This window comes from Undibacterium sp. Ji50W, from assembly GCF_049340445.1.
Classification (GTDB): Bacteria; Pseudomonadota; Gammaproteobacteria; order Burkholderiales; family Burkholderiaceae_D; genus Undibacterium.
Window position 1 is genome coordinate 77,337 of the sequence record NZ_JBMPOX010000010.1, and the last position, 24,031, is coordinate 101,367.

General features: G+C 51.5%; 23 protein-coding genes. 7 read left to right on the plus strand and 16 right to left on the minus strand.

Going from position 1 to position 24,031, the window contains the following annotated elements:
* Positions 1-4 precede the first annotated feature (4 nt).
* A complete protein-coding gene (gene waaA / locus ACO0K9_RS15550; protein WP_422986463.1) occupies positions 5-1,282 on the minus strand; it encodes a lipid IV(A) 3-deoxy-D-manno-octulosonic acid transferase in 1,278 nt (425 codons plus the stop codon).
* 3 nt (positions 1,283-1,285) lie between these two features.
* Positions 1,286-2,200: a DMT family transporter gene (locus ACO0K9_RS15555; RefSeq protein ID WP_422986465.1), complete on the minus strand. Its 915-nt coding sequence runs from the start codon at positions 2,198-2,200 to the stop codon at positions 1,286-1,288.
* Between the two features lie 326 nt (positions 2,201-2,526).
* Between ACO0K9_RS15555 and ACO0K9_RS15560 the strand changes: the two genes are divergently transcribed.
* The 5 genes from ACO0K9_RS15560 (at position 2,527) to ACO0K9_RS15580 (ending at position 5,829) form a co-directional block, all read left to right on the plus strand.
* Complete coding sequence (locus ACO0K9_RS15560) at positions 2,527-3,531, plus strand: hypothetical protein (RefSeq protein ID WP_422986467.1); 1,005 nt, start codon at positions 2,527-2,529, stop codon at positions 3,529-3,531.
* A 67-nt stretch (positions 3,532-3,598) separates the two neighbouring features.
* Positions 3,599-4,444, plus strand: coding sequence for a 3-deoxy-8-phosphooctulonate synthase (gene kdsA, locus ACO0K9_RS15565; protein WP_422986469.1), 846 nt, complete (start codon positions 3,599-3,601; stop codon positions 4,442-4,444).
* Between the two features lie 109 nt (positions 4,445-4,553).
* Positions 4,554-4,910 carry a hypothetical protein gene (locus ACO0K9_RS15570; RefSeq protein ID WP_422986471.1) on the plus strand — a complete coding sequence of 119 codons (357 nt, stop codon included), beginning with the start codon at positions 4,554-4,556 and terminating at the stop codon, positions 4,908-4,910.
* A 10-nt stretch (positions 4,911-4,920) separates the two neighbouring features.
* Positions 4,921-5,349: a hypothetical protein gene (locus ACO0K9_RS15575; RefSeq protein WP_422986473.1), complete on the plus strand. Its 429-nt coding sequence runs from the start codon at positions 4,921-4,923 to the stop codon at positions 5,347-5,349.
* 33 nt (positions 5,350-5,382) lie between these two features.
* Complete coding sequence (locus tag ACO0K9_RS15580) at positions 5,383-5,829, plus strand: hypothetical protein (RefSeq protein ID WP_422986475.1); 447 nt, start codon at positions 5,383-5,385, stop codon at positions 5,827-5,829.
* Between the two features lie 155 nt (positions 5,830-5,984).
* Here ACO0K9_RS15580 and ACO0K9_RS15585 read toward each other — a convergent pair whose 3' ends face one another.
* From ACO0K9_RS15585 to rfbB, 14 genes are all read right to left on the minus strand, one after another.
* Positions 5,985-6,350, minus strand: coding sequence for a DUF6717 family protein (locus ACO0K9_RS15585; protein WP_422986477.1), 366 nt, complete (start codon positions 6,348-6,350; stop codon positions 5,985-5,987).
* A 594-nt stretch (positions 6,351-6,944) separates the two neighbouring features.
* Positions 6,945-7,940: a lipopolysaccharide heptosyltransferase I gene (gene waaC, locus ACO0K9_RS15590; protein ID WP_422986479.1), complete on the minus strand. Its 996-nt coding sequence runs from the start codon at positions 7,938-7,940 to the stop codon at positions 6,945-6,947.
* Positions 7,941-8,122: 182 nt separating this feature from the next.
* Positions 8,123-9,499: a phosphomannomutase/phosphoglucomutase gene (locus ACO0K9_RS15595; RefSeq protein ID WP_422986481.1), complete on the minus strand. Its 1,377-nt coding sequence runs from the start codon at positions 9,497-9,499 to the stop codon at positions 8,123-8,125.
* A gap of 25 nt (positions 9,500-9,524) precedes the next feature.
* Positions 9,525-11,462, minus strand: coding sequence for a polysaccharide biosynthesis protein (locus ACO0K9_RS15600; RefSeq protein WP_422986666.1), 1,938 nt, complete (start codon positions 11,460-11,462; stop codon positions 9,525-9,527).
* Positions 11,463-11,551: 89 nt separating this feature from the next.
* Entirely contained in the window at positions 11,552-12,115 is a 564-nt protein-coding gene (locus ACO0K9_RS15605; RefSeq protein ID WP_422986483.1) for a sugar transferase, read from the minus strand.
* A 12-nt stretch (positions 12,116-12,127) separates the two neighbouring features.
* Positions 12,128-13,081 (minus strand): UDP-glucose 4-epimerase family protein, encoded by a 954-nt coding sequence (locus ACO0K9_RS15610; RefSeq protein ID WP_422986485.1) that lies wholly within the window; start codon positions 13,079-13,081, stop codon positions 12,128-12,130.
* Positions 13,082-13,084: 3 nt separating this feature from the next.
* Positions 13,085-13,876, minus strand: a complete 792-nt coding sequence (locus tag ACO0K9_RS15615; protein WP_422986487.1) for a hypothetical protein — start codon at positions 13,874-13,876, stop codon at positions 13,085-13,087.
* Between the two features lie 708 nt (positions 13,877-14,584).
* Positions 14,585-14,872 (minus strand): hypothetical protein, encoded by a 288-nt coding sequence (locus tag ACO0K9_RS15620; RefSeq protein WP_422986489.1) that lies wholly within the window; start codon positions 14,870-14,872, stop codon positions 14,585-14,587.
* 113 nt (positions 14,873-14,985) lie between these two features.
* On the minus strand, positions 14,986-15,921 hold the full coding sequence (locus ACO0K9_RS15625; RefSeq protein ID WP_422986491.1) for a glycosyltransferase family 2 protein: 936 nt from the start codon (positions 15,919-15,921) through the stop codon (positions 14,986-14,988).
* A 23-nt stretch (positions 15,922-15,944) separates the two neighbouring features.
* The gene (locus ACO0K9_RS15630) at positions 15,945-17,246 is read right to left on the minus strand and encodes a flippase (RefSeq protein ID WP_422986493.1); all 1,302 of its coding nucleotides are present in this window, start codon (positions 17,244-17,246) and stop codon (positions 15,945-15,947) included.
* A 60-nt stretch (positions 17,247-17,306) separates the two neighbouring features.
* Positions 17,307-18,242, minus strand: a complete 936-nt coding sequence (gene rfbD, locus ACO0K9_RS15635; protein WP_422986495.1) for a dTDP-4-dehydrorhamnose reductase — start codon at positions 18,240-18,242, stop codon at positions 17,307-17,309.
* Positions 18,239-18,784 carry a dTDP-4-dehydrorhamnose 3,5-epimerase gene (gene rfbC, locus ACO0K9_RS15640; protein ID WP_422986497.1) on the minus strand — a complete coding sequence of 182 codons (546 nt, stop codon included), beginning with the start codon at positions 18,782-18,784 and terminating at the stop codon, positions 18,239-18,241. The genes rfbD and rfbC overlap by 4 nt, the downstream gene beginning before the upstream one ends.
* Before the next feature lie 3 nt (positions 18,785-18,787).
* Entirely contained in the window at positions 18,788-19,681 is an 894-nt protein-coding gene (gene rfbA / locus ACO0K9_RS15645; protein WP_422986499.1) for a glucose-1-phosphate thymidylyltransferase RfbA, read from the minus strand.
* Positions 19,678-20,748: a dTDP-glucose 4,6-dehydratase gene (rfbB, locus tag ACO0K9_RS15650; RefSeq protein WP_422986501.1), complete on the minus strand. Its 1,071-nt coding sequence runs from the start codon at positions 20,746-20,748 to the stop codon at positions 19,678-19,680. The genes rfbA and rfbB overlap by 4 nt, the downstream gene beginning before the upstream one ends.
* Positions 20,749-21,252: 504 nt before the next feature.
* Between rfbB and grpE the strand changes: the two genes are divergently transcribed.
* A complete protein-coding gene (grpE, locus tag ACO0K9_RS15655) occupies positions 21,253-21,825 on the plus strand; it encodes a nucleotide exchange factor GrpE (protein WP_422986503.1) in 573 nt (190 codons plus the stop codon).
* A 151-nt stretch (positions 21,826-21,976) separates the two neighbouring features.
* Positions 21,977-23,917, plus strand: coding sequence for a molecular chaperone DnaK (gene dnaK / locus ACO0K9_RS15660; protein WP_422986505.1), 1,941 nt, complete (start codon positions 21,977-21,979; stop codon positions 23,915-23,917).
* The last annotated feature ends 114 nt before the right edge of the window (positions 23,918-24,031 follow it).

Here is a 24,031-nt window from a genome sequence, read left to right on the forward strand (position 1 = left end):
CCTGTTATAAATACGGTTCCAGCAGGTGCATGGTACGCGCCGTGGCGCCTTGATGCTGCAGGAAGAATGCGTATGCGGCTTCTCCCATGCGTTGCCGCTGCTGCTGATCAGCCAGCAGGGCATGCGCTTGCCGGAATAAACTCAGTGCACCATCCACCCTGAAAGCCGCACCGCAGGCTATCGCCTGATCAGTGATTTCAGAAAAATTGAAAGTGTGGGTGCCCGTCAATACGGGTTTACCCATGGCGCAGGCCTCAATCAGATTATGCCCGCCCAGCGCCACCAGGCTGCCACCGACAAAAGCGATATCGCAGGCGGCGTAATACATATACATTTCACCCATGCTGTCACCCAGCAAGACCTGCACATCCTTAGTGATAGGAGCAATTTCTTCGTGGTTCAGGGTAGAGCGGCGCACATAGCTGATGCCACGTGCTTCCAGCATACTGGCCACATGATCAAAGCGCTGCGGATGACGTGGGGTAATGATCAGTAGGGGATTGGTCTGCAACAGCGGAATCTGTTCGACAAAGGCTTGCAGTATCAATTCTTCTTCCCCGTCACGTGTACTGGCACACAAGATCACCTGACGCTCGCCAAAGCTGCGGCGCAGGGCTGCCCCACGCTCACCCATCAAGGGCGGTGGCGTCACATCAAACTTCATGTTGCCGGTGACATCAGGGCGCTCTATGCCCAGTTCTTGCAGGCGCTGGGCATCAGGATTCGATTGTGCTGCCACACAACTGATGGCGCGGGCTGCGGGCAATATCAGCGTGGCCAGCCGCTGCGCCTTCCTCAGTGATTTTTCAGACAGGCGGGCATTCACCAGTGTCACCGGTATGGATTGCAATTCGCATTGGGCAATCAGGTTAGGCCAGACCTCGGTTTCTATCAGCACACATAATTGCGGTGAAAAATGCCGCAGGAAACGCCGTATCATCCAGTTGATGTCATATGGTAAAAATGCCTGATCCAGGCGTGGGCCGACATCGGCGAACAACTTGCCGCCGGTTTCACGCCCGGTGGCCGTCATATGTGTCAGTAAAATGCGATGATCAGGACGGCGCGCCAGCAAGGCACGGATCAAGGGTTCGGCCGCGCGGGTTTCTCCGGCAGAGACGGCATGCACCCAAATGGTGGGCATGCTTGTACTGAGCGGATAAAAGCCCAGGCGCTCGGCAATATGCTGACGATAGCCAGGTTCCTGGCGACCACGCCACCAGAGGCGAAACAGGGCAAAGGGCAAAGACAAACCCCAGACCAGGGAATAAAGAAGACGCATGGGTTATGTCCGACGGAAATTCACCAATACAATACCACCACAAACCAGTATTGCACCCAGCGCAAAGCGCGGGCTAATGGGATCGTGCATAAGGATGACACCGGCAGCCACGCCAAACAAGGGTGTCAGGAAAGAAAATACAGAAAGACGCGACGCCAGATAACGCCGCATCAGCCAGAACCAGGTCAGATAACTGGCAAAGGCAATAATCACCGTCTGGAAAAACAGGCTCACAATGCTGGTCATGTTCCATTGCGCAGGCAGACTTTCACCGCGCAAGAACACAAAAACCAGCAATATCACCGCGCCGACTGCCAGTTGATAAAACAGCGTAGTCGTCGGTTCAGCCTCAGACAGGCTGGATTTACGTATGGTGATGGTTGTGGCCGACCACAAAATCGCTGCAACCACACCGAAGCTGTCACCGATCAGCATGTCACTGACATCGTGCTGGTTACTGCTGGATGTACCCGATAAAGCGCCAGAAAACGCAATCGCCACGCCTCCAAATGCCGACAAAATGCCCAGCCATTGCGCAGGCTGCAAACGCTCGGCAGGGATCAGCCAATGCAAGCCCAGCACCGTAAAAATAGGTGCGGTGTACAGAAATACCGACATATGCGAGGCAGTCGTGTATTTCAGCCCCAACGAAATGCATAAAAACTCAAGCGCAAACAAGACACCGGCAGCAATGCCAGGCAATACATGCTGGTCACGCAAGGAAAAAGGAATCTTCTTAAGCAAGATCAGCAACAACACCAGCACGGCAGCCATACCTGACCGCAATCCCAGTTGCATGGCCGCACTGATCACTGGTGCCGCCAGTTTCACAGCCACCTGCTGCAGGCCCCAGCACAGGCAAAGCAAAAGCATGAGCGAAATGGCAAAACCATCAAGATTTTTACGATGAACAGACATCAAGCGTGGGGGAGTGTTGGCGAAGAGGAGGGAATATACCTGAAAACGGGGTTCAGAAGTGCATGTGTTGCTTGGTGTTAATACGGGTTAAAGCAGTTTATCTTGCTATTTTAATATTGTAAGTAGCAGTAAAAAATCTTCGACTATCTGTTCTCAACCTTGACTCATCGAGGAGTGCGGCAATTTATGGATAATTTTGTCGGTTTACACTTGGCTTCTGATATTAGCCTGACTGCCTCATTCCCTGCATGGCAGGCAAAACTGCGCATATAAAATGATATCCTATGCCCAAAATGGCAATCAAATCATTAATCGGAATGAAACAGATGAGCACTGACCTATTTTGGCAAGCACTGGAAAAAGCCCAGCCACAATTGAAACAACTGGAAGCGCGTGATGCCATGGAGGCAATCAATACCTTGTTGCAGCCGCATTTCCCCCATCTGGCAGCAGAATTGCAGGGCAAGGCTGAAGGTGAAGCTGGACAATATGACTTGATCATCACTGCCCATGGTGCGACCGAGCATTTTCAGGATGTCATGGCACTGACCAGGTCCGCCCCCGCACTAAGCCTGTTTGCCGACGTGATTGCCTTCAGGGCGCGTGCCGAACTGGGAGACCTGACCATGTCCATGGATAATTTCTCCCTCAGCCCTGCGGATATCCTGGTCGGGCATTATGCCGATGCTGGCCGGATAGGTTTGCAACTCTGGTTTGGCAAGCTCATACCGCAAGACATGCTGGATCATGCCAAACACATGTCCTTCATCCTGCTTGATCATGCCATAGGTGAATATGATTTCGCCATCAAGATAGGTCCGGTCGAATTCATGGAAGGCAAGCCTGAGCAAACCACCGTCAGTCTGGCCATCTTCCCGCCAGTGCTGGACAGCTTCTGGTGCGATGAACTCAAGCATACTGCCCTGTTCCCCATCGGTGAAAATGAATGGACAGGCTTTGAGCTCGTCAGCAATACCGACCCTGACGACAAACTGCTGGTACAACGCAATGAATCCGCCATGACCCTGGTCGGCAGGGCAGATATGCTGTGGCGCTTGCAAGTCGAAGTTGCGCTCGACAATAAAGACGACCTGGAAATTGCCCGCGAGTTTGAAGACCAGCTTGAAACCCTGCTTACACAAACCCAGGAAGGCATCAGCAGCCAGATCACCTTGCACGGCAATGTGCGCAGCATGAACTGGCACGTCAGCGATGTCGGGATTGCCGTGGCAAAGGCACATACACTGGCGCGGACTTTTGCCCCTCTGCAGTTTGACATCAGCAGCGAATTTGACCCGCAATGGCAAGACTATTTGCGCTGGGTAGCATAATGCTGCTGCGTCGCTGATACCGAAAAATATACAACACCCGACTGATTTTTACAGAACTGGAATCATCTTGACTACCATAGCCATTACCCCAAAAATTCAGGCCAGCAACCACAGCCCCTTCGTCCTGTTCGGCGGCATGAATGTACTCGAATCCAAAGACATGGCCTTGCGCGTCGCCGAAGAATACGTGCGCGTCACCAGCAAGCTGGGCATCCCCTATGTTTTCAAGGCCAGCTTTGACAAGGCCAATCGTTCATCCATTCATTCTTACCGTGGCCCCGGCTTGGAAGAAGGCTTGAAGATATTCGAAGCCATCAAGACAGAATTCGGCGTCCCCCTCATTACCGACGTGCACGAACCATGGCAAGCTGCCCCAGTGGCAGAAGTGGTCGATGTCTTACAACTACCGGCTTTCCTGGCACGCCAGACTGACCTCGTCGTCGCCCTGGCCAAAACCGGCCGCGTCATCAATATCAAGAAACCGCAATTCCTCAGCCCTTCGCAGGTACAGAACATCGTCGAAAAATTCAGGGAAGCAGGCAACGATCAACTGATACTCTGCGACCGTGGCACCTGCTTTGGTTACGATAACCTGGTGGTCGACATGCTGGGCTTTGCCGTCATGAAAAAAGTGACCAACAATCTGCCCGTCATCTTCGACGTCACCCACGCCCTGCAACAGCGTGAAGCTGGTGCGGCAGCTTCAGGTGGCCGCCGTGAACAAATCGTTGAACTGGCCCGTGCCGGTATGGCGACTGGCCTGGCAGGCCTGTTCCTGGAAGCGCATCCTGATCCGGCGCATGCCAAATGCGATGGCCCCAGCGCCTTGCCACTGGATAAGCTGGAACCATTCCTGGCGCAATTGAAGGCGCTGGATGATTTGGTGAAGTCGTTTGGGACGTTGGAGATTTAACGTAAAGTGAAGTGACGATTGACGGACAATTCAACAGACTTGTGATGGAAAGATGTATCACGTAACAGTAAACCGCGAGAGACCTGACTACAGGGTATTCATTGATCTCTTGTTCGGGAAAAATCGAAATGTTGATACTGATGGTAATTCTTGTCCGGTAAATAGCCGGACCTGGACCTATCTTTATATCACGGATCGTGACGGCGAAGCACCTAGCGTTGAAATTGCTGAGCTCCCTCATGATCCAGGCATATTTTCTATTGTTTCTGATAATGAGCGGTTAGCAGAATTGGCTACGATTTATCTTTTTACTTATAGCGGCTTATCAATTTCAACACCAACTGCGACATTGAGCACTGAAGATATAAATGTTTTAAACGACAAATATTCCATGGAACTAGGAAATGCCAGATCTGCAGTTTGGCACCTTTCTTCTGATGTATGTCCTTATCCAAACTTGAAATAATGGTTTTCACATGTTCGAAAACCTTGATCATCTTTACCGCTTCCCCACGCGAGCTGCTATAGACGCACTGGCATTACGCTTCAATCTGCCCAATACAAAAAATATGCAGGATTGGGAATATGAAGTTGCTGATGCAAACAGGATAGCTGAATTTCTTGCAGTCTATCAGAGCGCCGAGTTAAGCGAAGACGAAAAATTCACGCTCATGGCCATGCTATTGCAATCATCTTGCGACGCCATAGATGAAGATGAGAATTTTCTGCGCAGCGAGAACTGGATGCAGTTTCTGGAATTGCTTGAGCGAGACATTGACATACATATTCATCTTGTCTGGTATTGGTCATGTACTGATACCGAGGATTTGAGTGGCGCATGGTCGATTACTCCATTTATCCGGCCAATTCTTTTACAGCATCAGAACAGATTTGTGAAAAATTAAAATGTCTGAATACAACGTAAGTAAGCGACATCGATGAGCATTCAGCAAGCATGTTTGGATGAGATACATAAACTTTGGCTTGAAGCTAAAGAAAACTCGCGCCCATACTCGGTATGGATAGCTGGGCACGGTGCTGTCTCAAAAGACTGCGAACACCCTGATACACCAGTCTGCCATGCATGGTTGATGGATCGCGATGGAATAGTAAAGCGGTCAGCATCTGATTATGCGAGGTTTATGACCGTGCAGTCTGGTGTGCATTGGAATAGTCTCAGATTCCCGGTTTTGCCATCTGCAATATTTAATGACAGATCGTCCGGTACACACTCCATAGGTCTGGCTTCTTTTGCTCCAGTACGCGAATCAGAATTGATTTATCTGGAGTTTATCTGGGGCGGAAAATTTGGACGTGGTGCGCACTACAAGTTCGACGAAGAGAGACAGATAGTTTTGTGTGTGGAGAATGTCTGGATATCTTGAGTTAGACATTCGCATACATATTTATCCTACTTGGTATTGTTCATGTACCGATGTCGAATCTATGAGTGATGCATGATCGGTTGCCTCATTTATCCGCCAATTCTTTTGCGACCTCACGAAAAATTCTCCACCATTAGCCCGCCGATATAGCTTACTTAAGCTTGCTTTATAGGTGAACTGCTTTTAGCTTTGACCTGCACGTAAATCTTTTTTGGTGGTTGGTCAAAATATTTGAGCAAGGCAGGGCATAGCCAACCTTCCATATCCAGCTCTTCCGAGAAATACCAGTTGCCGTTGCTGTCAGATCTGCGCCATGAGAGTTTAATCTGGTGACCAGGAAAAGCCGTCGCAGAGAATAGCATGATGAAACCTGATTCCGGATCAGGAAATGTGGCAACGACTCTATCTATCATGGTGTCGGCACCGCTGACGAAAGGTTCTTGTAACAGGCCTACGCGCTCATCATCAAATACCCACATGTCGAGGTATTTGTAGGGGGCGATTACGTTGATTGCATTCATTTTAATGAGATAGGTAAATTGGAGTTATTCACTGAAGAATAATTTAATTTGAGTCTTACAGCAATCTTTGCTATAGACGTGGATTTGTAGTTTGTAATTCATGGCCACATATTTTATAATATTAATATTTTAGAAATTTCATGCAATAAAATTGTTTCTAATTCAATTACTTGATAAAAAAATTGAATGTCGGTTGCGATGACGTTGTTTTTGACTTTGGCAATTCCGATGTGTCGAAGCCGTTTGTGCAGTACAGAAAATGGAAAAAGAAGAGCCGATGTTTGAGCGAAGCGAGTTTCGGATCTTCCCATTTTTTGTACTGCACAAACGGGAACCCCGCAGGGGCTAGACGCCTCGGTCGCCTTCTTTTGCTTCCTTTTCTTGGCGAAGCAAGAAAAGGGAGTAGCTGCCGGGCTACCCCCGGCTGGCAATCGCAAATGACGTATGAAGGTATTTGAGAAGCTAGTTCTTAAAGTGACACGATTCTGAAATTCATACGTTGTACGGCATGCCGAGAACGCCGCTGGATTCCAGCCAAAGGTACGCTGGAATGACGTTATTAAAATTCAGGAATTATCAATCGCAGAGCTGTTACTACTTCTCGGTTGCTTTCATTAGTACACTAATCGCATTCCGAACCTCGTCAATAGTCGCAGCCCGTCCACTATCACCAAGATTAATAATCCTGTCTGACCAATTCCCCTCAGTCTTCCAGCGCGGCGAAGCAGAATAAATTTCTATGGTCGGTGTTTCATAAGCTGCAGCGATATGTGTCAGTCCTGTATCCACGCCTATCGCAAGACGCGCCTTTTGCGCCAGCAGGGTAGCGGCCTGCATGGTTAGCGCAGGCAGGATGGTGGCATTCGGCATGATGGCTGCCATGGCCTCGGCCTCGGCTTTTTCTGCCGGGCTGCCCCAAGGCAGCAAGATCGGCAAATCATATTCCTGTAGCGTGCTGGCAATGGCTTGCCAGTGATCACGTGGCCATTTTTTTGCAGCACCGGCAGTACCATGAAAGAATACCGCATACGGCGTAGCTGGTAGCCATGCACGCTGGTCGGCGGGTACGTCCGGTGCCTGCAAGCCAAAGCTGGCTGGGGTATTGACGATGTAGCCACTAGCCGCGGCAGCGACCAGGCGGCCGCGCAAAACGGCATGGGTGCGTTTATCTACCGGTACGCTGATGTCATGGAAAATTCTGGAAATGCCTTCATAGCCCGAACCTTCGGTGCCATTTGCCAGGCCAACTTTCTTACCGCCTTTGACGGTCTTGGCCAGGCCCATGATGATGCTGGTCTTCAGCAAGCCCTGGGTATCTAGTACCAGGTCATAGCGCTCTTGTCGTAACTGGCGAAAGAAATGCTTGATTTCTTGCCGTGTCGCAGCCTGGCCCAGGCTCTTGCGCCAGCGGCGCAGGGCAAAGGGAAACACCTGGTCGACACCGGGATTCAGTCGCACCAGTTGCACATAGGCTTCTTCCACCACCCAGTCTATACGCGCCTGCGGAAACTGGCGACGCAAGTCATCCACGATGGGCATATTGTGCAACACATCGCCCAGAGACGAGACACGAACAAGCAGAATTTTCACGATGATAGATAAACGCGGTGAAGACCAAAATGCTCACCACAGGGACACGGAGACACAGAGGGGGCACAGAGAAAAACTAAAGGCGTTAAGAGTTTTGCTAAACACTCTCACCTTAAAAGATTTTCTCTTGTTTTTCTCTGTGTCTCCGTGCCTCTGTGGTGAGCTTGCAGGTTTAAATAGAATTAATACGGCAATTTCGCATCTGGCTTCACAGTCAGTACAGCCTGTTTCATCGCATCTTGAATGCGGGCCATTGCTGCTGGAGTTTCGGCTTCGAAGCGCATGACGATGACGGGGGTGGTGTTGGATGAACGGGCCAGGCCGAAACCATCCGGGTATTCGACCCGCAAGCCATCGATGGTGATGATTTCGTCTGAGCCAGGGAAATGCGGATTGGCTTGCATGGCGGCGATGATCTTGAAGTTTTCGCCTTCGGCCAGTTGCAATTGCAGTTCTGGTGTTGAGGTTGATTGCGGCAAGTTGTTCAGCGCGGCTGTCATGTCGGCCACGCGGCTGACCAGTTCCAGCAAGCGTGCACCGGCGTACAGGCCATCATCAAAACCATACCAGCGGTCTTTGAAGAAGATGTGGCCGCTCATTTCACCACCGAGTGGTGAGCCGGTTTCGCGCAGCTTGGCCTTGACCAGGGAATGACCGGTTTTCCACATCAGTGGTACACCACCGCGTGCCTTCACCCACGGGGCGATATGACGGGTACATTTGACGTCATACAAAATCTGCGCGCCAGGGTTGCGTGTCAATACGTCTTCGGCAAACAACATGAGCTGGCGGTCAGGGTAGATGATCTGGCCATCTTTGGTGACGACACCAAGGCGGTCACCGTCGCCATCAAAAGCCAGACCGATTTCTGCATCGGTGGTTTGCAGGCAGCGTATCAGGTCTTGCAGGTTTTCCGGATGGGCAGGGTCAGGATGGTGATTAGGGAAGGTGCCATCGACTTCGCAAAACAGTTCGATGACTTCACAACCCATGCCGCGATATAGTTCGCCGGCAAATGCACCTGCTACGCCATTGCCGCAATCGACGGCAATTTTCAATGGGCGGGCAACTTTGACGTCACCGATAATGCGTTCAAGGTAAGCCGCCTTGATGTCATGCGTGCGGTAGTTGCCGCTGCCTTGTTTGAAATCCTTGTTGAGTATGGTCTGGTACAGTGCCTGGATGGCATCACCATAAATCGCTTCGCCGGCCAGTACCATTTTGAAACCATTGTAGTCAGGCGGATTGTGGCTGCCGGTGACCATGATGCCGGACGGGGCACCCAACACATTGGTGCCGAAATACACCATGGGGGTGACGACGACGCCCAGGTCAATCACATCGACGCCAGTGGATTGCAAGCCCTTGGCCAGTGCAGTGATCAGGTCAGGGCCAGACAAACGACCATCGCGACCGATGACCACGGCTTTTTCACCTTTGGCGATGGCGGCACTGCCGAAGGCCTGGCCTATCAGGTGGGCAACTTCGGCATCCAGGGTTTTATCGATGATGCCGCGTATGTCGTAGGCTTTGAATATGCTGGGGGAGAGTAGGGACATGATTATTTTTCTATATTAAAAAGGTTCAGTGGAGCAGGCCCGTGTTGGCTTCTTTGGCCTGATCTTCAGAGCCAGCTTGCTGGGCTTGCCAGATCAGGTCTTCAATACCGCATTGTGGTTCGTATTCTGCCACTATTTGCAGCAATAAAGCGCGGATTTGCGCATAATCAAAGGCGCTGCAGGCGGCCTGCAATTCTTGCAACATGGCATTCAGTTGATCCCATGGCAACTCATTCTCTTGCGCACGCATGATCAGCGGGTGTGAGGTGCCTTCCACATTGTCACCTATCAGCAATTCCTCATACAGTTTTTCACCGGGACGCAAGCCCACGTGTTGGATTTCTATCGTGCCGTCCGGTGTGGTTTCGCTTTTCACTTCCAGGCCACTCAAATGCACCATGCGGCGCGCGAGGTCGATGATGCGCACTGGTTCGCCCATGTCCAGCACAAACACATCGCCACCTTCGCCCATGGCACCGGCCTGCAAGACCAGTTGGGCGGCTTCGGGTATGGTCATGAAATAACGGGTGATCTCTGGATGGGTCAGGGTGATGGGGCCACCTGCCATGATCTGCTTGCGAAACAGCGGCACCACAGAACCGGAAGAACCCAATACATTCCCAAAACGTACCATGCAAAAACGCGTATGTTGCTGGCGGCGTGAGCAGGCTTGCAAGATCAGTTCGGCCAGGCGCTTGGTGGCACCCATGACGTTGGTCGGGCGCACTGCCTTGTCAGTCGAGATCAAGACAAAATTCCTGACCTTGGCCGCCATCGCGGCTTGCGCAACTGACAGGGTGCCAAACACATTATTGCGTATGCCTTCGGCCGGATTGTGTTCCACCAGCGGCACATGCTTGTAGGCGGCGGCGTGGTACAGGGTCTCGACTTCACAAGTGGTGAAGATGCGGTCCAGCTTGGCGCTGTCGAGTATGGAACCGAGGAAAGGTAAAATTTCCACATCCAGCTTCAGTTGCTGGCGCAGGCCAGTCAATTCCTGTTCAATGGCATACAGGGCGTATTCCGACATTTCCAGCAAAACCAGTTTGGCCGGGCGCTGGCGTAATATCTGGCGACATAGTTCAGAGCCGATGGAACCACCGGCCCCGGTCACCATGACGCACTTGTCACTAATACAGATGCTTAGCAGGCGGGTATCTGGTTCAACCTGGTCGCGGCCCAGCAGATCTTCAATTTCGACTTCGCGTATGTCTTGCACGCGCAATTCACCGTTGACCAGGCTTTGTATTGATGGTGTGACCTTGATCTTCAGCTTCAGGGGTTCCAGCTGATCCAGTACCTGCTTCTGCCGGGTTTTGCTGATGCTGGGCATGGCCAGCAAAATCTCGCGGATTTCATGGCGTTCGGCCAGGGCAGGCAACTGGTCTGGTGCAAATACCTTGACCCCGCCTATGGTCGAACCTTGTACCGGTTTGCTGTCATCAATAAAAGCCACGCACACATATTCACCACCGGCACGCAGGGCAGTAGCCAGTTGTGCCCCAGCCTTACCGGCACCATAGATGGCGATGCGGGTGGCATTTTCTGTCATGTCGGCCTGCAATAACCAGGCCCTGGCCAGAAAGCGGCTGGCACCGACATACAGGATGGAACCGGCCCAGAAGAAACCAAATACGGCCCGTGACAGCGGCATAATGTGCAGCATGACACTGACAAAGACCAGCAGCAGCACAGACAGGGTGACACCAAATACCACGACGCTGATGATTTTCTGGTCAATAAAGCGGATGACGGCACGGTACAGGCCGATACGTATGAATACCGGTATGACGATGAAGGGTACCGAAACAATAAGCCAGAAGTAATGATTAAACAGCGCAGCATTGAAGCTGTCATAGCGCAACCAGACTGCCAGCACAAAAGTCATGGGCAGGCAGATGGCATCTGCTACGGCAGCCAGCAATTGCTTATGTATGCGTGGCAGGTTCAGTAGAGACTGCATCATGATCGTTAGGCCCGCCTGATGAATGATTGAAAGAATGACTGCATGGACAGGGGAATAAGCACTTAACAGGTCACTTAGTGAGTAACTTAATGAGTAACGCCATCACGGCGCACCACCTTGTAAAACGTCAAAAACAGGATGCGCAGGTCCAGCATGAAGGACTGATGTTGCAGGTAATAGGCATCCAGATCCACTTTAACAGGGATCGGCAATTCATCCCTGCCATTGATCTGCGCCCAGCCCGTCAGCCCCGGCGGGATGGTGTGCACTTGCTTTTCGGTGCGCAGGGCGATCAGGTCATGCTGATTGTACAGGGCGGGGCGGGGGCCGACAAAGCTCATGTCGCCACACAGTATGCTCCACAATTGGGGTAATTCATCCAGGCTGGATTTACGCAGGAAAGAACCGATGGGTGTCAGATACTGATCCGGGTTGCTCAGTAAATGGGTGGCAACTGCAGGTGTGTCTATGCGCATGCTGCGAAACTTGGGCATCTTGAAGATGGCATTATTGCGCCCGACCCGGTCTGACCAGTAGACGATGGGCCCGCGTGAAGTCAGTTTGACGCAGACCGCCACCACCACCAGGGGGAACAGCAGAAACAGGCTGGCAATAAGGGCTACGAAGAGATCGAACAGGCGCTTTAACATGATGAATGGCGATTAAATAGGAATGGCAGCAGCAGTCGCCTGCAAGCCTTGTTCTACGGTATACGGGGGCGACCAGCCCAGCAATTTTCTGGTCTTGCTGATATCCACCTGCAAGGACTGGCACAGGCGGTCGGCCACATTCCGTTTACCCAGCATACTTGCCGCCAGGGTCAGCAGGCTGGCTGGAAAAGCAAACAGCCGGGGCTGCACCTGCAAGGCTTGCGCACACAGGCTCAGCAATTCTGTCGTCGATAAGTCCCTGCCGTCGCTAGCCAAAAACACCTGGTTGCGGGCTTGCTCATGCAGGCGGCAATGCAGGACCAGGTTGACCAGGTTACCCAGATATACAAAACTGCGCTGGTTGCGGATGCTGCCCAGCGGCAGTGGCAAGCCACGCCTGAGCATACGCAGCATGCTTAAAAAATTGGCTTTCACGCCAGGGCCATACACCAGCGGCGGGCGGATGATGGTGATGGCCATGCCAGTTTGCCGGCCCAGGCCCAGCAAAGCCTGCTCGGCTTCATGCTTGGATATGCCATACGCATCTTGCGGCGCGGCTTGATCGTCCGCGGTAAACGGATGGCCAGGTTCGGTCGCTTCGCCATTCACCTTGACTGAACTCAGGTAAATGAATTGCCTGGCCCCTGCCGCTGCGGCCTGGCGTGCCAGGTTCAGGCTGGCATCCACATTCAACTGGCGAAATAACTGTAAAGGATCAGTGGCGGTTTCCTGCATGACGTGTACACGGGCTGCGCAATGGATGACGATATCAACATCTGCCAGGTTGGTGGACCAGTCGGTATCGGCAGTCAGGCTGGCGACGATGGGGTTAGACAGGTGTGCTGCCTGCCATTGCAAGGCCTGGCGGGTCGGGCAGACCAGTTCGACTTCCTGTTGCAGGCAGGCTTGTGCAATTGCCTGGCCGACAAAGCCGCTGGCACCTGTCAACAAAATAACTTGCTTCATGCTTTATTTGGATGCCGATATGTTGGCGCGCCGGTCATAGACAAAATAACGACGCGACAAAAATTTCAGGAAACTGCGGAAAAACCAGCTGGCATGGCGGGATACCAGGTTACGGTTTTTATGGGCGGCGGTATGGGTGGCATTCAGTTGCGGATAAAAGCGTATGCCCAGCCCCAGCAATTGATGCGAGCGATAACAGATGTCCACATCTTCAAAATACATGAAGTAACGGGTATCAAAACCCTGCAGGGCCTGGTAATGGCGGGCATCAAAAGCCAGGAAAGCCCCGGATGCCCAGTCTACATGGCAGGTTTCCGACATGGTTTTCTTATCATACGGTTCTGACAGCGAACGCACTGCCACCATGCGCAGCAGGGAAATGACATTGGGAAAACGGCGGATATTGGCATCGATGTATTGATGCTGCTCATCACGGAAAAGGTTGATGGTGGCGATGGGGAAGGCATCCCGCTGCATATTGGATACCAGCGTCATGATGGTGTCCGGACTGATGGTGATGTCCGGGTTCATGACGATAAAGCTGTCGCCGTCGCCAAAGCCGACGCTATTGCTGATGAGATCAAACAGAAAATTATTATTTTCACCAAAACCCAGACCAGGGTGATCATCAATGTAAGACACGCCATGTTGCAGGCAATACGCCTTTAACTGGGCCGATGGCCGGTTATCCTTGATCCACACATGCATGTTTGCACCAGCATCGCGCAAGCCACCCATCCCGCTTGCAATAAGCAGGTTTTCATGGCCGTGACTGACAATAGCGACATGTATCATAAATTATGCGGATGAGCTGGCTTTATCTGTTCTGGTCTTGCGGGTCTTGCTGGTTTTGCAGCTACTGGTAGTGCAACAACAAGCTGGTTTTTACATCCCTGCTGGTGGCGGGGCGTATCTTGAATCGGCTTATGGTGTCGATTTTCTCATAGAAATCATCATTTATAGGTGGCGGATTGGTCCATCCACCTGTTTTTCTTATGCATCGGCGCTTTCTGGCCTGCTGGTCTCGCGTGCCAGCTGGTTTGCCTGCACCAGACATGATCATTGGTCACAGTTTATTTGCTGAGGAGTATATCAAAATGGCCGGACGCTGGATGACTATGGCACCATCGTCGGCAGGCTGGTTAGTAACAGACCTCTGATGCTGGTGTTTACGGGGTGATTGCCTATCGACGTAACGAACCTCGCTTGCAGGGGGGGGTCCTAAGGCGATAGGTGCCGCCCCGATTTTGATGAGAGTGGATTAAGCAAGCTTCGTTGTGGTCCAAGTGGTGTTCTTTCGCGAGAAATTCTTTTATATTTTCGTATCCTGTGCTTACTGGAAGATCCATCACGAGATATCGATTGCCCGGCATACCTTCCCAATCACATCCTGCCTTGATGACCCATTTACGGCAAAGAACAAATATAAACGTGGCGAGGCGATTTTTCTTTGCGAACAGAAGATGTGTGGAGCATAAAACCACTAAAGAAAAGAGTAGCTATTCACTCTTGTGCATAAATCCACGGCTGATCAATACTTAACCTTTTTGCACCGTATCCAACGGGTAAGTCTGCAACATCTATTACGGTTGGATCCAGATTAATAATCGTCTCCAATCGAACCAATTGCATTCGATTGGCAGTGTAATCCCCATTGCCACAATGGAACTGCCAAACATCGCCCTCTTCCTCATCAAAGTCATGGCTGATATAGAGAAGAGGCATTTTTTCAGCAGTCACATATGTCGATGTAATCACAACCGTATCGTAAGAAATATCAAACTTCTTCATTTTTGCTCCTCAGTTCAAATGTAACGAACTTCCCCGGCAAGGGAGGTTTCTTAAGGTGATAGATTTGCTGGGACAATTTTGCGTAAGTCCTATTTATGTCGGATTATGTCTGATTATGTTGGATAGGCGCCGTTTTTATTGTGCAGGCCAGACCATATCCCCTTGCACATCATCTTGAACTGGGACAGGCGCCTGTTTTCATACACCAGGCTGGCAAAAAAGCGGATGCTCATCCCCGTTAACAATCTTTTTTTCCATGCACAGGATACATAAGGTTTTTTGCAGAACAGTAAGGTGTTTCTGAAATAGTAGTAGCGTCGCAGCGGAGAATAATGAAAGAAATTTAAATTCCACAGGCGCACAGGCGGTGCGTCCGACAGGGCGTGGCCCATTTGCACTGCCATGCTGCCAAACAGTTGATAGCCCTTGCTTCTTGCCCGGAAGCACCACTCGGTATCGGTGTAATCGACAAACATGCCGTCGTCGTATCGTAATGTATCTAGCCATGCTGCGGCGCATATCAGCATGCCGGACGTGATCAGGACATCGACTTCGACATAGGGTGTAGCCTGATCTTTACCCTCAGCGGGAATAATTGCCTGGATACCCTTGCTGTCTTCCTTATAAAACGGAAAATACACTTTGTCGACCTCACGCCGGTCAAAGAAAGTAGGGCCAATGGCTGCGCATTTCACGCCTTGTGCGTGCAGCAGTTCATGCTGTGTCAGCAGGCTGGCAATCAGATGGTCTGGCGGTGCGCTGTCCTGATCAAAGGTTGCCACATAGTGGGCACCATCTTGTATCGCAGCTTCGAAGCCCTTGTTTAGCGCATAACCCAGGCCATAATTTTTGTCGAGCGGCAGGTATTGACACTTGGGTGTCGCTTGCCAATCTATTTTGTCGCAACCGCCATTGTCCACCAGGTAAAGCAAATCCACCTGCTCCTGCAGCTTGGCGAGCAAGGCCTGGAGGATAGGGGGCTCTGGAAAGAAACCAACCACGACGGCAGCAATGCGTGGTCTGGATGAATCGGATGATATGTATGTCATTTCATGCAAACAAGGCGAATGGCTCAATGAGCGGTTTGGTTTTTCAGGTGCCGTTGTGCTGTCACATGCAACAGTATCCAATCCAGTATCACCCGGAAAGTCCATGCGAACGCGGCACCGGCCAGGCCAAAAAATGTTGCGAGAAAATACAAGACAGCAATATACAAGATCAATTCAATAAAATGAAATTGCGCAGTTATTTTTGTTTGTCCCTGTGCGTGCAGCAGTGTATGGGGCACCAGTGCGATACCGTTGAAAAAAGTGCCCGCCGCCAGGATCAGGGTGATTGGCAAAGCCTTGCCGGCGAATTCTGGTGACAACCACAGACTGAAACCCGGATAAGCAAGCAGGGCGACGGCAATGCACAGGCCCAGCATGATGAATGTCATGCGCCGGTAGTTCTGGCGATAACTGTTCTTCAGTGCCTGCATATCGGCCAGTGTCGCAAATAGGGGCAGCAGTGCGCCACAGATGGCGATTGGTACCAGCAACATGCGCATCAGCGCTTCTTGTGGAATCGCATACACGGACAGTTTGTCGGCACCCACCATGGCGCTGACAAAGAAGCGGTCGCCGAACACCATCAAGGGACTGATGATGCTGGACACAGTGACCCAGAAACCGAACGACAGCAGGCTGCGCAGTCGTTTGGACAAAGAATTGTCGGTGCTGGGCTGGCTGTCAGGTAAGGCACTGTTTTTGGCAAACAGGTATTGATGCAATTGCAGCGCCCCACCGATGACAACCAGCAGGCGCGCCATGGCCAGGTAGAAGGCAATTGGCCACAGGCGCGGGCCGTGCAATACGATCGCTACGGCGGGCAGGGTGAACATGCAAAAGCCTAGAAATATCTTGTTCAGGTTGGAAGCACGAAATCGTTCCAGGCCTTCCATCGCGCCACGCAGTCCGCTGGTGATGGCACTGGGTATCACGCCCAGTGCGGCAATTTCAAAGGCGATTTGTGCATCATGTTGCAGAGGCAGGCTGATTTTCAACCAGCCCTGTGCCAGATGCGGTGCCAGGATGATCATGATCAGTGTACCTAGCGCACCGGTGGCTGCAGTCAGTAACAGCCCTGCCTTCAAGACGGAGGGAATAGACTGGAACTGCCCGGCAGAGCGCAGCTTGCTGATTTCATAGGTAAGCGCGCGGCCAGTACCGAAATCAAACAGGCTGAAGTAGCCGATCAGTGCCCAGATCAGGGTCAGCACACCAAATGCTTCATTGCCCAATTGCCGCAAGGTGTACGGAGTAAAGGCTGCCGCTGCGATGAGCGGCAGGCCGTTACCCAGCAAATTCCATATGGTGTTTCTTTTAAGTGACATGAATCAGTAATGTGAGGCCGCTGGCTGTTGTTCTGCTGCCGGGTGTCCTGCGGCCTGTTGTCATGCGGTTTGTGCAGCAGTCTGATCCAGGCCCTGCATGCATTCCTGCAGGCAGTCTTGCCAGTGGGGCAGATCCAGGGCGAATTGGTCTTGCAACTTTTGCGTGCCCAGCAGTGAATTATGTGGCCTGCGTGCCGGTGTCGGGTACTCGCTGCTGCTGATGCCGGTCAGCGCCGGGGCTGCTTTATTCAACTTGTTTTGGCGGTCGGCCAGGGTGACGATGGCAGTAGCAAATTCAAACCAGTTGGCTTTACCCGCAGCACTGAAGTGATACAGGCCAGCGTGCTCAGCCCACCAGTCGGCTGGGGTGTTTGCCTGCTGCAAACCGGCAAGCAGACTGCAACTGGTTTCTGCCAGCCATGCCGCAGAATTGGGGGTGCCCCATTGATCATTGACGATGCGCAACTGGTCTCTTTCCCTGGCCAGCCTCAATATGGTCAGCAGAAAGTTCTTGCCGTGTAGTGAATATACCCAACTGGTGCGCAAGATCAAATGCCGGCAACCGCTGGATTGTATGGCTTGTTCGCCAGCCAGCTTGGTCTTGCCATAGACATTTTGCGGATTGGTCGTATCGGTTTCCAGATAGGGGATTACCTGGCCATGCTGGTCAAGCTTTTCGCCATCAAACACATAATCGGTTGAGTAATGGACCAGGCCCGCTCCCAGTTTGCGTGCTTCTTCCGCCATGATGGCCGGTGCTTCGGCATTGACGGCATGGGCCAGTTTTTCTTCTGTTTCGGCCAGGTCAACGGCGGTATAAGCGGCAGGATTGATGATCAGGTCAGGCTTGAATTCACGTATGCACTGGCGCACCTGGTCAGGATTGCTCAGGTCCAGTTCATTGCGCAATGGCGCATACACGCTACCCTGTTGGCCCAGTGGAGCATGCAGCGCATTGCCTAGCTGACCGTTGCTACCTGTCAGTAAAATCCTCATTCAAAGACCTCGGCTTCTGACAGCAATTTACCCAACTGGTCTTTACCGGACTGTAGCGGCGTGCCGTTCAGGGGCCAGTCTATGCCGAGGGCCGGGTCATCCCAGCGCAGGCAGCGTTCATGTTCTGGTGCCCAGTAATCAGTGGTTTTGTACAGGAATTCGGCACTTTCACTCATGACCAGGAAGCCATGGGCAAAGCCTTCAGGCACCCACAACTGACGCTTGTTGGCGGCGGACAGAATCACGCTGGTGGATTGGCCAAAGGTGCTGGACGATTTGCGCAAATCCACCACCACATCGAATACTTCACCGGCAGTCACGCGCACCAGTTTGCCCTGGCTCTGGCGTATCTGGTAATGCAGGCCGCGCAAGACATTGTTGGCGGATTTGGAATGATTATCTTGCACGAAGTTGGCATTCACTCCGGTCAGTTCGGCAAATTTCCTGGCATTGAAGCTCTCGTAAAAAAAGCCGCGGTCATCGCCAAATACGGCAGGTTCCAGTATCAATACATCAGGAAGCCCGGTAGCTAACACTTTCATCTGTCAATACGCTTTCTTGTTTAAAAGTTGTAATAAGTATTGGCCATACTCATTTTTTTTCAAAGGCTGTGCCAGTTTTTCCAGATCGGCATCGCTAATGTAATTGCGGTAGTAGGCAATCTCTTCCGGACAGGCGACTTTCAGGCCCTGGCGTTTTTCTATCGTGGCAATGAACTGGCCCGCTTCCAGCAGGGATTCATGGGTGCCGGTGTCCAGCCAGGCCATGCCCCGGCCCATCAGTTCCACATTCAGCTTGCCCTGTTTCAGATATACATTGTTGACGTCGGTAATTTCCAGCTCACCACGTGCGGATGGCTTGATGTCGGCGGCGATATCACAGACTTGCTGGTCATAAAAATACAGGCCGGTGACCGCGTAATTCGATTTTGGTTGCTGCGGTTTTTCTTCTATGCTGATGGCCTGGCGCTTGCTGTCGAATTCGACCACACCGTAGCGCTCAGGATCATGTACATGGTAGGCAAATACCGTTGCGCCATGCTGCTGTTCGTCGGCCTGACGCAATTGAGTTTCAAAGTCATTGCCGTAATAAATATTGTCACCCAGGATCAGGGCTGATGTGGCATTGCCGACAAAAGAGCGGCCAATCACAAATGCCTGTGCCAGTCCGTCTGGCGCAGCTTGCACGGCGTAACTGATATTGATGCCCCATTGTGAACCGTCACCCAGCAATTCGGAAAAACGCGGTGTGTCCTGGGGCGTGGAAATGATCAGGATATCGCGCATGCCGCCCAGCATCAGGGAGGTCAGTGGGTAGTAAATCATGGGTTTGTCATACACCGGCAGCAATTGCTTGGAAATGGCTTGCGTGACCGGGTACAAACGGGTGCCAGAGCCACCCGCCAGGATGATGCCCTTGCGTGTAGTCGGACGGCTCATTCTTCCTCCTCGTCCTCATTGTATTGCAGTGCCACCCATTGCAGGTATTCGCCTGACTGTACCTGTTTGGTCCAGACATCATTGGCCAGATACCATGCGACAGTCTTTTTCAGGCCGCTGGCAAAGCTTTCTTGCGGTTTCCAGCCCAGCTCGCGCTCCAGCTTCCTGGCATCAATCGCATAACGGCGATCATGGCCTGGCCTGTCGGTGATATGCTTGATCTGGTCCTTGTAGCTGCCTGCGGCCTTGGGTTGTAATTCATCCAGCAATTCACACAGGGTATGCACGACGCTGAGATTGGTTTGCTCGTTCCAGCCACCGATATTATAGGTTTCACCCGGTTTGCCGGCTTCCAACACGCGGCGGATAGCGGCGCAATGATCTGTGACATATAACCAGTCACGCACCTGCAGGCCATCACCGTAGACCGGCAAAGCCTTGCCAGCACGCGCATTGGTGATCATCAGGGGAATCAGTTTTTCCGGAAAATGGTAAGGACCATAATTGTTTGAGCAATTGGTCGTCAGTACCGGCAAGCCATAGGTATGGTGATACGCACGCACCAGATGGTCAGAGGCGGCTTTGCTGGCGGAATACGGGCTGTTGGGTGCATAGGGGGTGGTTTCGCTGAAAGCAGCATCGTCTGGCCCCAGTGTGCCATACACCTCATCCGTAGACACATGCAGGAAGCGGAAGTCTGCCTTGTCGTCATCCTCCAGGCTCAGCCAATAGGTGCGGGCGGCTTCCAGCAACTCGAACGTGCCATTGATATTGGTGGTGACAAAGGCTGCCGGTCCGGTGATGGAACGATCCACATGGCTTTCCGCTGCAAAATGCAGGATGGCGCGTGGCTGATATTCAAAAAACAGCGCACACAACTGGGCACCATCATTGATATCGGCCTGCACAAAGATATGCCGCTTATCATTTTTGAGACTGGCAAGATTGTTCAGATTGCCAGCATAAGTCAGTTTGTCGTAGTTCAGAACAGGCTCATCTGACTGAGCCAGCCAATCCAGAACAAAATTGGCACCAATAAAACCCGCGCCTCCTGTGACGAATATCATGTCTCGCTCCTGTATTAATCGCTGAATTGCCTTGAACAGGCGATTTTACTTGAGAAGAGGCTGATTTTCTTGATAAGTCAGGTTTATATAAAAGATATATAGGGGATATAAGGGAGAAATTGCCGCAAAAACCCCCTGGCTTCCGCTGCCGGAAGCCAGTGATGTTTAAATAGTATTAAGACAGTGCACTACCTTGTGACATGCAGATCCAGGTCACGGTCGCTACGGTGTAGGCCAGCAAAAGCAGTGATATGAGTGAGAGTTTCATGGCTTTAACCTCCTTTTCTGGTGATTTCCTATTAGGTATCTTAGGATGCACCGCCGCAAATTTCAGTATTGTATTGTTCTGATTTTGTTACCAAATGTGTTTTTTTGTACATGGATGTACATGTCTGCACACTCTGGACTGGCAAAAACAAAAATAGTTCGCGATTAACCCTTGAAATGGTGTGTGTATACCCTCATTTGCGGGGGTAATGTTAGTTTTTGATTGGGAGAGTAAGAATGCAAGAGCAAGAAAACCAGCAAACGGAGAAAGTTGAAGTGACCGGTACACCCGTGCCGGAAACACCGCAAGAAACCATTGTTCAACCGGAAGCTGAAACAGTCGCTGTTCAGGATACATCTGCAAAGCTGATCGCCGAGCTGGAAGCAAAAGTGCAGGAATTACAGGATTCTTTCATGCGCGCCAAGGCAGAAGGTGAAAACATCCGTCGCCGCGCTCAGGAAGATATTTCCAAAGCACACAAGTTCGCGATTGAAGGCTTTGCCGAAGCCATGGTGCCAGTCAAGGATAGCCTGGAAATGGCCTTGAAGATTGATACTCCTTCGATTGAAGCACTGAAAGAAGGCGTGGAAATGACATTGAAGCAATTAAGCGCTGCTTTTGATAAAAATCGTCTGACCGAGATCAGTCCTGTCCAGGGGGAAAAGCTCGATCCTATGAAACACCAGGCGATTTCCATGGTGCCAGCTGAGCAGGATGCCAATACAGTTGTGACTGTATTGCAAAAAGGCTATACCATTGCCGACCGTTTGTTGCGTCCGGCTTTAGTGACAGTAGCGCAAGGAAAGTAAGAAAAGCGTAAAAAAACACGCGGAAATAGCTAGAAAAGCCTTGAAAAGCGCGTTTTTTACCTTATATCCGAAACAGACGAGTCAGATTGAGCAAAAAAGCAGACTGACTCACCAACATTGACAAAAAAATCGACATTCTGAGGGAACTATCATGGGAAAAATGATTGGTATTGATTTGGGTACAACCAATTCTTGCGTTGCTATCATGGAAGGCGGTCAGCCAAAAGTGATCGAAAATGCAGAAGGCGCGCGTACTACGCCTTCCATTATTGCGTATCAGGAAGACGGCGAAATTCTGGTTGGTGCATCGGCGAAACGCCAGGCTGTTACCAATCCGAAAAACACGCTGTTTGCTGTAAAGCGTCTGATCGGTCGCAAATTTGAAGAAAAAGAAGTGCAAAAAGACATCGGCCTGATGCCTTACACCATTTCCAAGGCAGACAATGGCGACGCCTGGGTATCCGTGCGCGACAAGCGTTTGGCACCACCACAAATTTCCGCTGAAGTTTTGCGCAAAATGAAAAAAACCGCTGAGGATTACCTCGGCGAAGAAGTGACAGAAGCGGTCATTACCGTTCCTGCTTACTTTAACGATGCACAACGTCAGGCCACCAAAGATGCTGGCCGTATCGCCGGTCTGGATGTCAAACGCATCATCAATGAGCCAACAGCAGCTGCGCTGGCCTTTGGTCTGGACAAAAAAGAAAAAGGCGATCGCAAGATTGCCGTGTATGACTTGGGCGGCGGTACTTTCGACGTGTCCATCATTGAAATCGCTGACGTCGACGGCGAAATGCAATTCGAAGTATTGTCCACAAACGGCGATACTTTCCTCGGTGGTGAAGATTTCGATCAACGCGTGATCGACTACATCATTGATGAGTTCAAAAAGATCAATGGCCTGGACTTGTCCAAAGATCCTATTGCCCTGCAACGTATCAAGGCTTCTGCCGAACGCGCAAAAATCGAATTGTCGAGTGCGCAACAGACGGAAATCAACGAGCCTTACATCGCCATGGCAAACGGCGCACCTGTGCATTTGAACCTGAAAATCACACGTGCCAAGCTGGAAGCCCTGGTGGAAGAACTGATCCAGAAAACCATTGATCCATGCCGTATGGCGATCAAGGATGCAGGCGTGAAAACGACTGACATCGACGACATCATCCTGGTTGGCGGTATGACACGCATGCCTAAAGTCCAGGACATCGTCAAGGAATTCTTTGGCAAGGAACCACGTAAAGACGTGAACCCTGATGAAGCCGTGGCCGTCGGTGCCGCGATTCAAGGTTCCGTCCTGTCGGGTGACCGTAAAGATCTGTTGTTGCTGGACGTGACACCTTTGTCCCTGGGTATCGAAACCCTGGGCGGCGTCATGACCAAGATGATCCAGAAAAACACGACCATCCCGACCAAGTTCAGCCAGGTGTTCTCGACTGCTGACGACAATCAGCCTGCAGTGACCATCAAGGTGTATCAGGGGGAACGTGAAATCGCCGCCGGTAATAAAGGCCTGGGCGAATTCAATCTGGAAGGTATTCCACCATCATCCCGTGGTACACCACAGATTGAAGTGACTTTCGACATCGACGCCAATGGTATCTTGCACGTAGGCGCGAAAGACAAAGCCACCGGCAAGGAAAACAAGATCACCATCAAGGCCAATTCTGGCTTGACGGAAGAAGAAATCCAGAAAATGGTGAAAGACGCTGAACTGAACGCGGAAGAAGACAAAAAAGTCAAGGAATTGGCCGAGTCCCGCAATCAGGGCGACGCTTTGGTGCATTCCACCAAAAAGGCGCTGGCTGAGCATGGCGACAAACTGGAAGCTGGCGAAAAAGATAAGATCGAAGCCGCCATCAAGGAACTGGAAGATGTATTGAAATCCGGTGACAAGGCTGAGATTGATACCAAGCTGGGCGCATTGTCCACCGCATCACAAAAGCTGGGTGAAAAAGTCTATGCCGACATGCAGGCACAACAGGCCGCTGCAGGTGCCGCCGGTGGTGCAGGCGCTGCCGGTGCAGATGCCAAACCTAAAGATGATGATGTAGTTGACGCTGACTTCAAAGAAGTCAAAGACAGCAAGTAATACACACTGTGACGGGCTTGCCCGTCATGACTCGCCGGGTGGCTCGCTTTGCGGTGCCTGCCCGGCGTTTGCGCTTAAGTTTGATGCTTAAGTTAGATGCTTAAATTAGTGGCT

Excerpts from the sequence above, each read along its gene's own strand:
- dnaK (WP_422986505.1), top strand. The coding sequence starts at position 21,977 with ATGGGAAAAATGATTGGTATTGATTTGGGTACAACCAATTCTTGCGTT.
- rfbB (WP_422986501.1), bottom strand. The coding sequence starts at position 20,748 with ATGATATTCGTCACAGGAGGCGCGGGTTTTATTGGTGCCAATTTTGTT.
- rfbA (WP_422986499.1), bottom strand. The coding sequence starts at position 19,681 with ATGAGCCGTCCGACTACACGCAAGGGCATCATCCTGGCGGGTGGCTCT.
- ACO0K9_RS15615 (WP_422986487.1), bottom strand. The coding sequence starts at position 13,876 with ATGATACATGTCGCTATTGTCAGTCACGGCCATGAAAACCTGCTTATT.
- ACO0K9_RS15610 (WP_422986485.1), bottom strand. The coding sequence starts at position 13,081 with ATGAAGCAAGTTATTTTGTTGACAGGTGCCAGCGGCTTTGTCGGCCAG.
- ACO0K9_RS15625 (WP_422986491.1), bottom strand. The coding sequence starts at position 15,921 with ATGACATACATATCATCCGATTCATCCAGACCACGCATTGCTGCCGTC.
- ACO0K9_RS15555 (WP_422986465.1), bottom strand. The coding sequence starts at position 2,200 with ATGTCTGTTCATCGTAAAAATCTTGATGGTTTTGCCATTTCGCTCATG.
- ACO0K9_RS15620 (WP_422986489.1), bottom strand. The coding sequence starts at position 14,872 with ATGAAGAAGTTTGATATTTCTTACGATACGGTTGTGATTACATCGACA.
- ACO0K9_RS15630 (WP_422986493.1), bottom strand. The coding sequence starts at position 17,246 with ATGTCACTTAAAAGAAACACCATATGGAATTTGCTGGGTAACGGCCTG.
- ACO0K9_RS15600 (WP_422986666.1), bottom strand. The coding sequence starts at position 11,462 with ATGCAGTCTCTACTGAACCTGCCACGCATACATAAGCAATTGCTGGCT.
- grpE (WP_422986503.1), top strand. The coding sequence starts at position 21,253 with ATGCAAGAGCAAGAAAACCAGCAAACGGAGAAAGTTGAAGTGACCGGT.
- waaA (WP_422986463.1), bottom strand. The coding sequence starts at position 1,282 with ATGCGTCTTCTTTATTCCCTGGTCTGGGGTTTGTCTTTGCCCTTTGCC.
- ACO0K9_RS15585 (WP_422986477.1), bottom strand. The coding sequence starts at position 6,350 with ATGAATGCAATCAACGTAATCGCCCCCTACAAATACCTCGACATGTGG.
- ACO0K9_RS15580 (WP_422986475.1), top strand. The coding sequence starts at position 5,383 with ATGAGCATTCAGCAAGCATGTTTGGATGAGATACATAAACTTTGGCTT.
- ACO0K9_RS15605 (WP_422986483.1), bottom strand. The coding sequence starts at position 12,115 with ATGTTAAAGCGCCTGTTCGATCTCTTCGTAGCCCTTATTGCCAGCCTG.
- ACO0K9_RS15560 (WP_422986467.1), top strand. The coding sequence starts at position 2,527 with ATGAGCACTGACCTATTTTGGCAAGCACTGGAAAAAGCCCAGCCACAA.
- rfbC (WP_422986497.1), bottom strand. The coding sequence starts at position 18,784 with ATGAAAGTGTTAGCTACCGGGCTTCCTGATGTATTGATACTGGAACCT.
- rfbD (WP_422986495.1), bottom strand. The coding sequence starts at position 18,242 with ATGAGGATTTTACTGACAGGTAGCAACGGTCAGCTAGGCAATGCGCTG.
- ACO0K9_RS15595 (WP_422986481.1), bottom strand. The coding sequence starts at position 9,499 with ATGTCCCTACTCTCCCCCAGCATATTCAAAGCCTACGACATACGCGGC.
- ACO0K9_RS15575 (WP_422986473.1), top strand. The coding sequence starts at position 4,921 with ATGTTCGAAAACCTTGATCATCTTTACCGCTTCCCCACGCGAGCTGCT.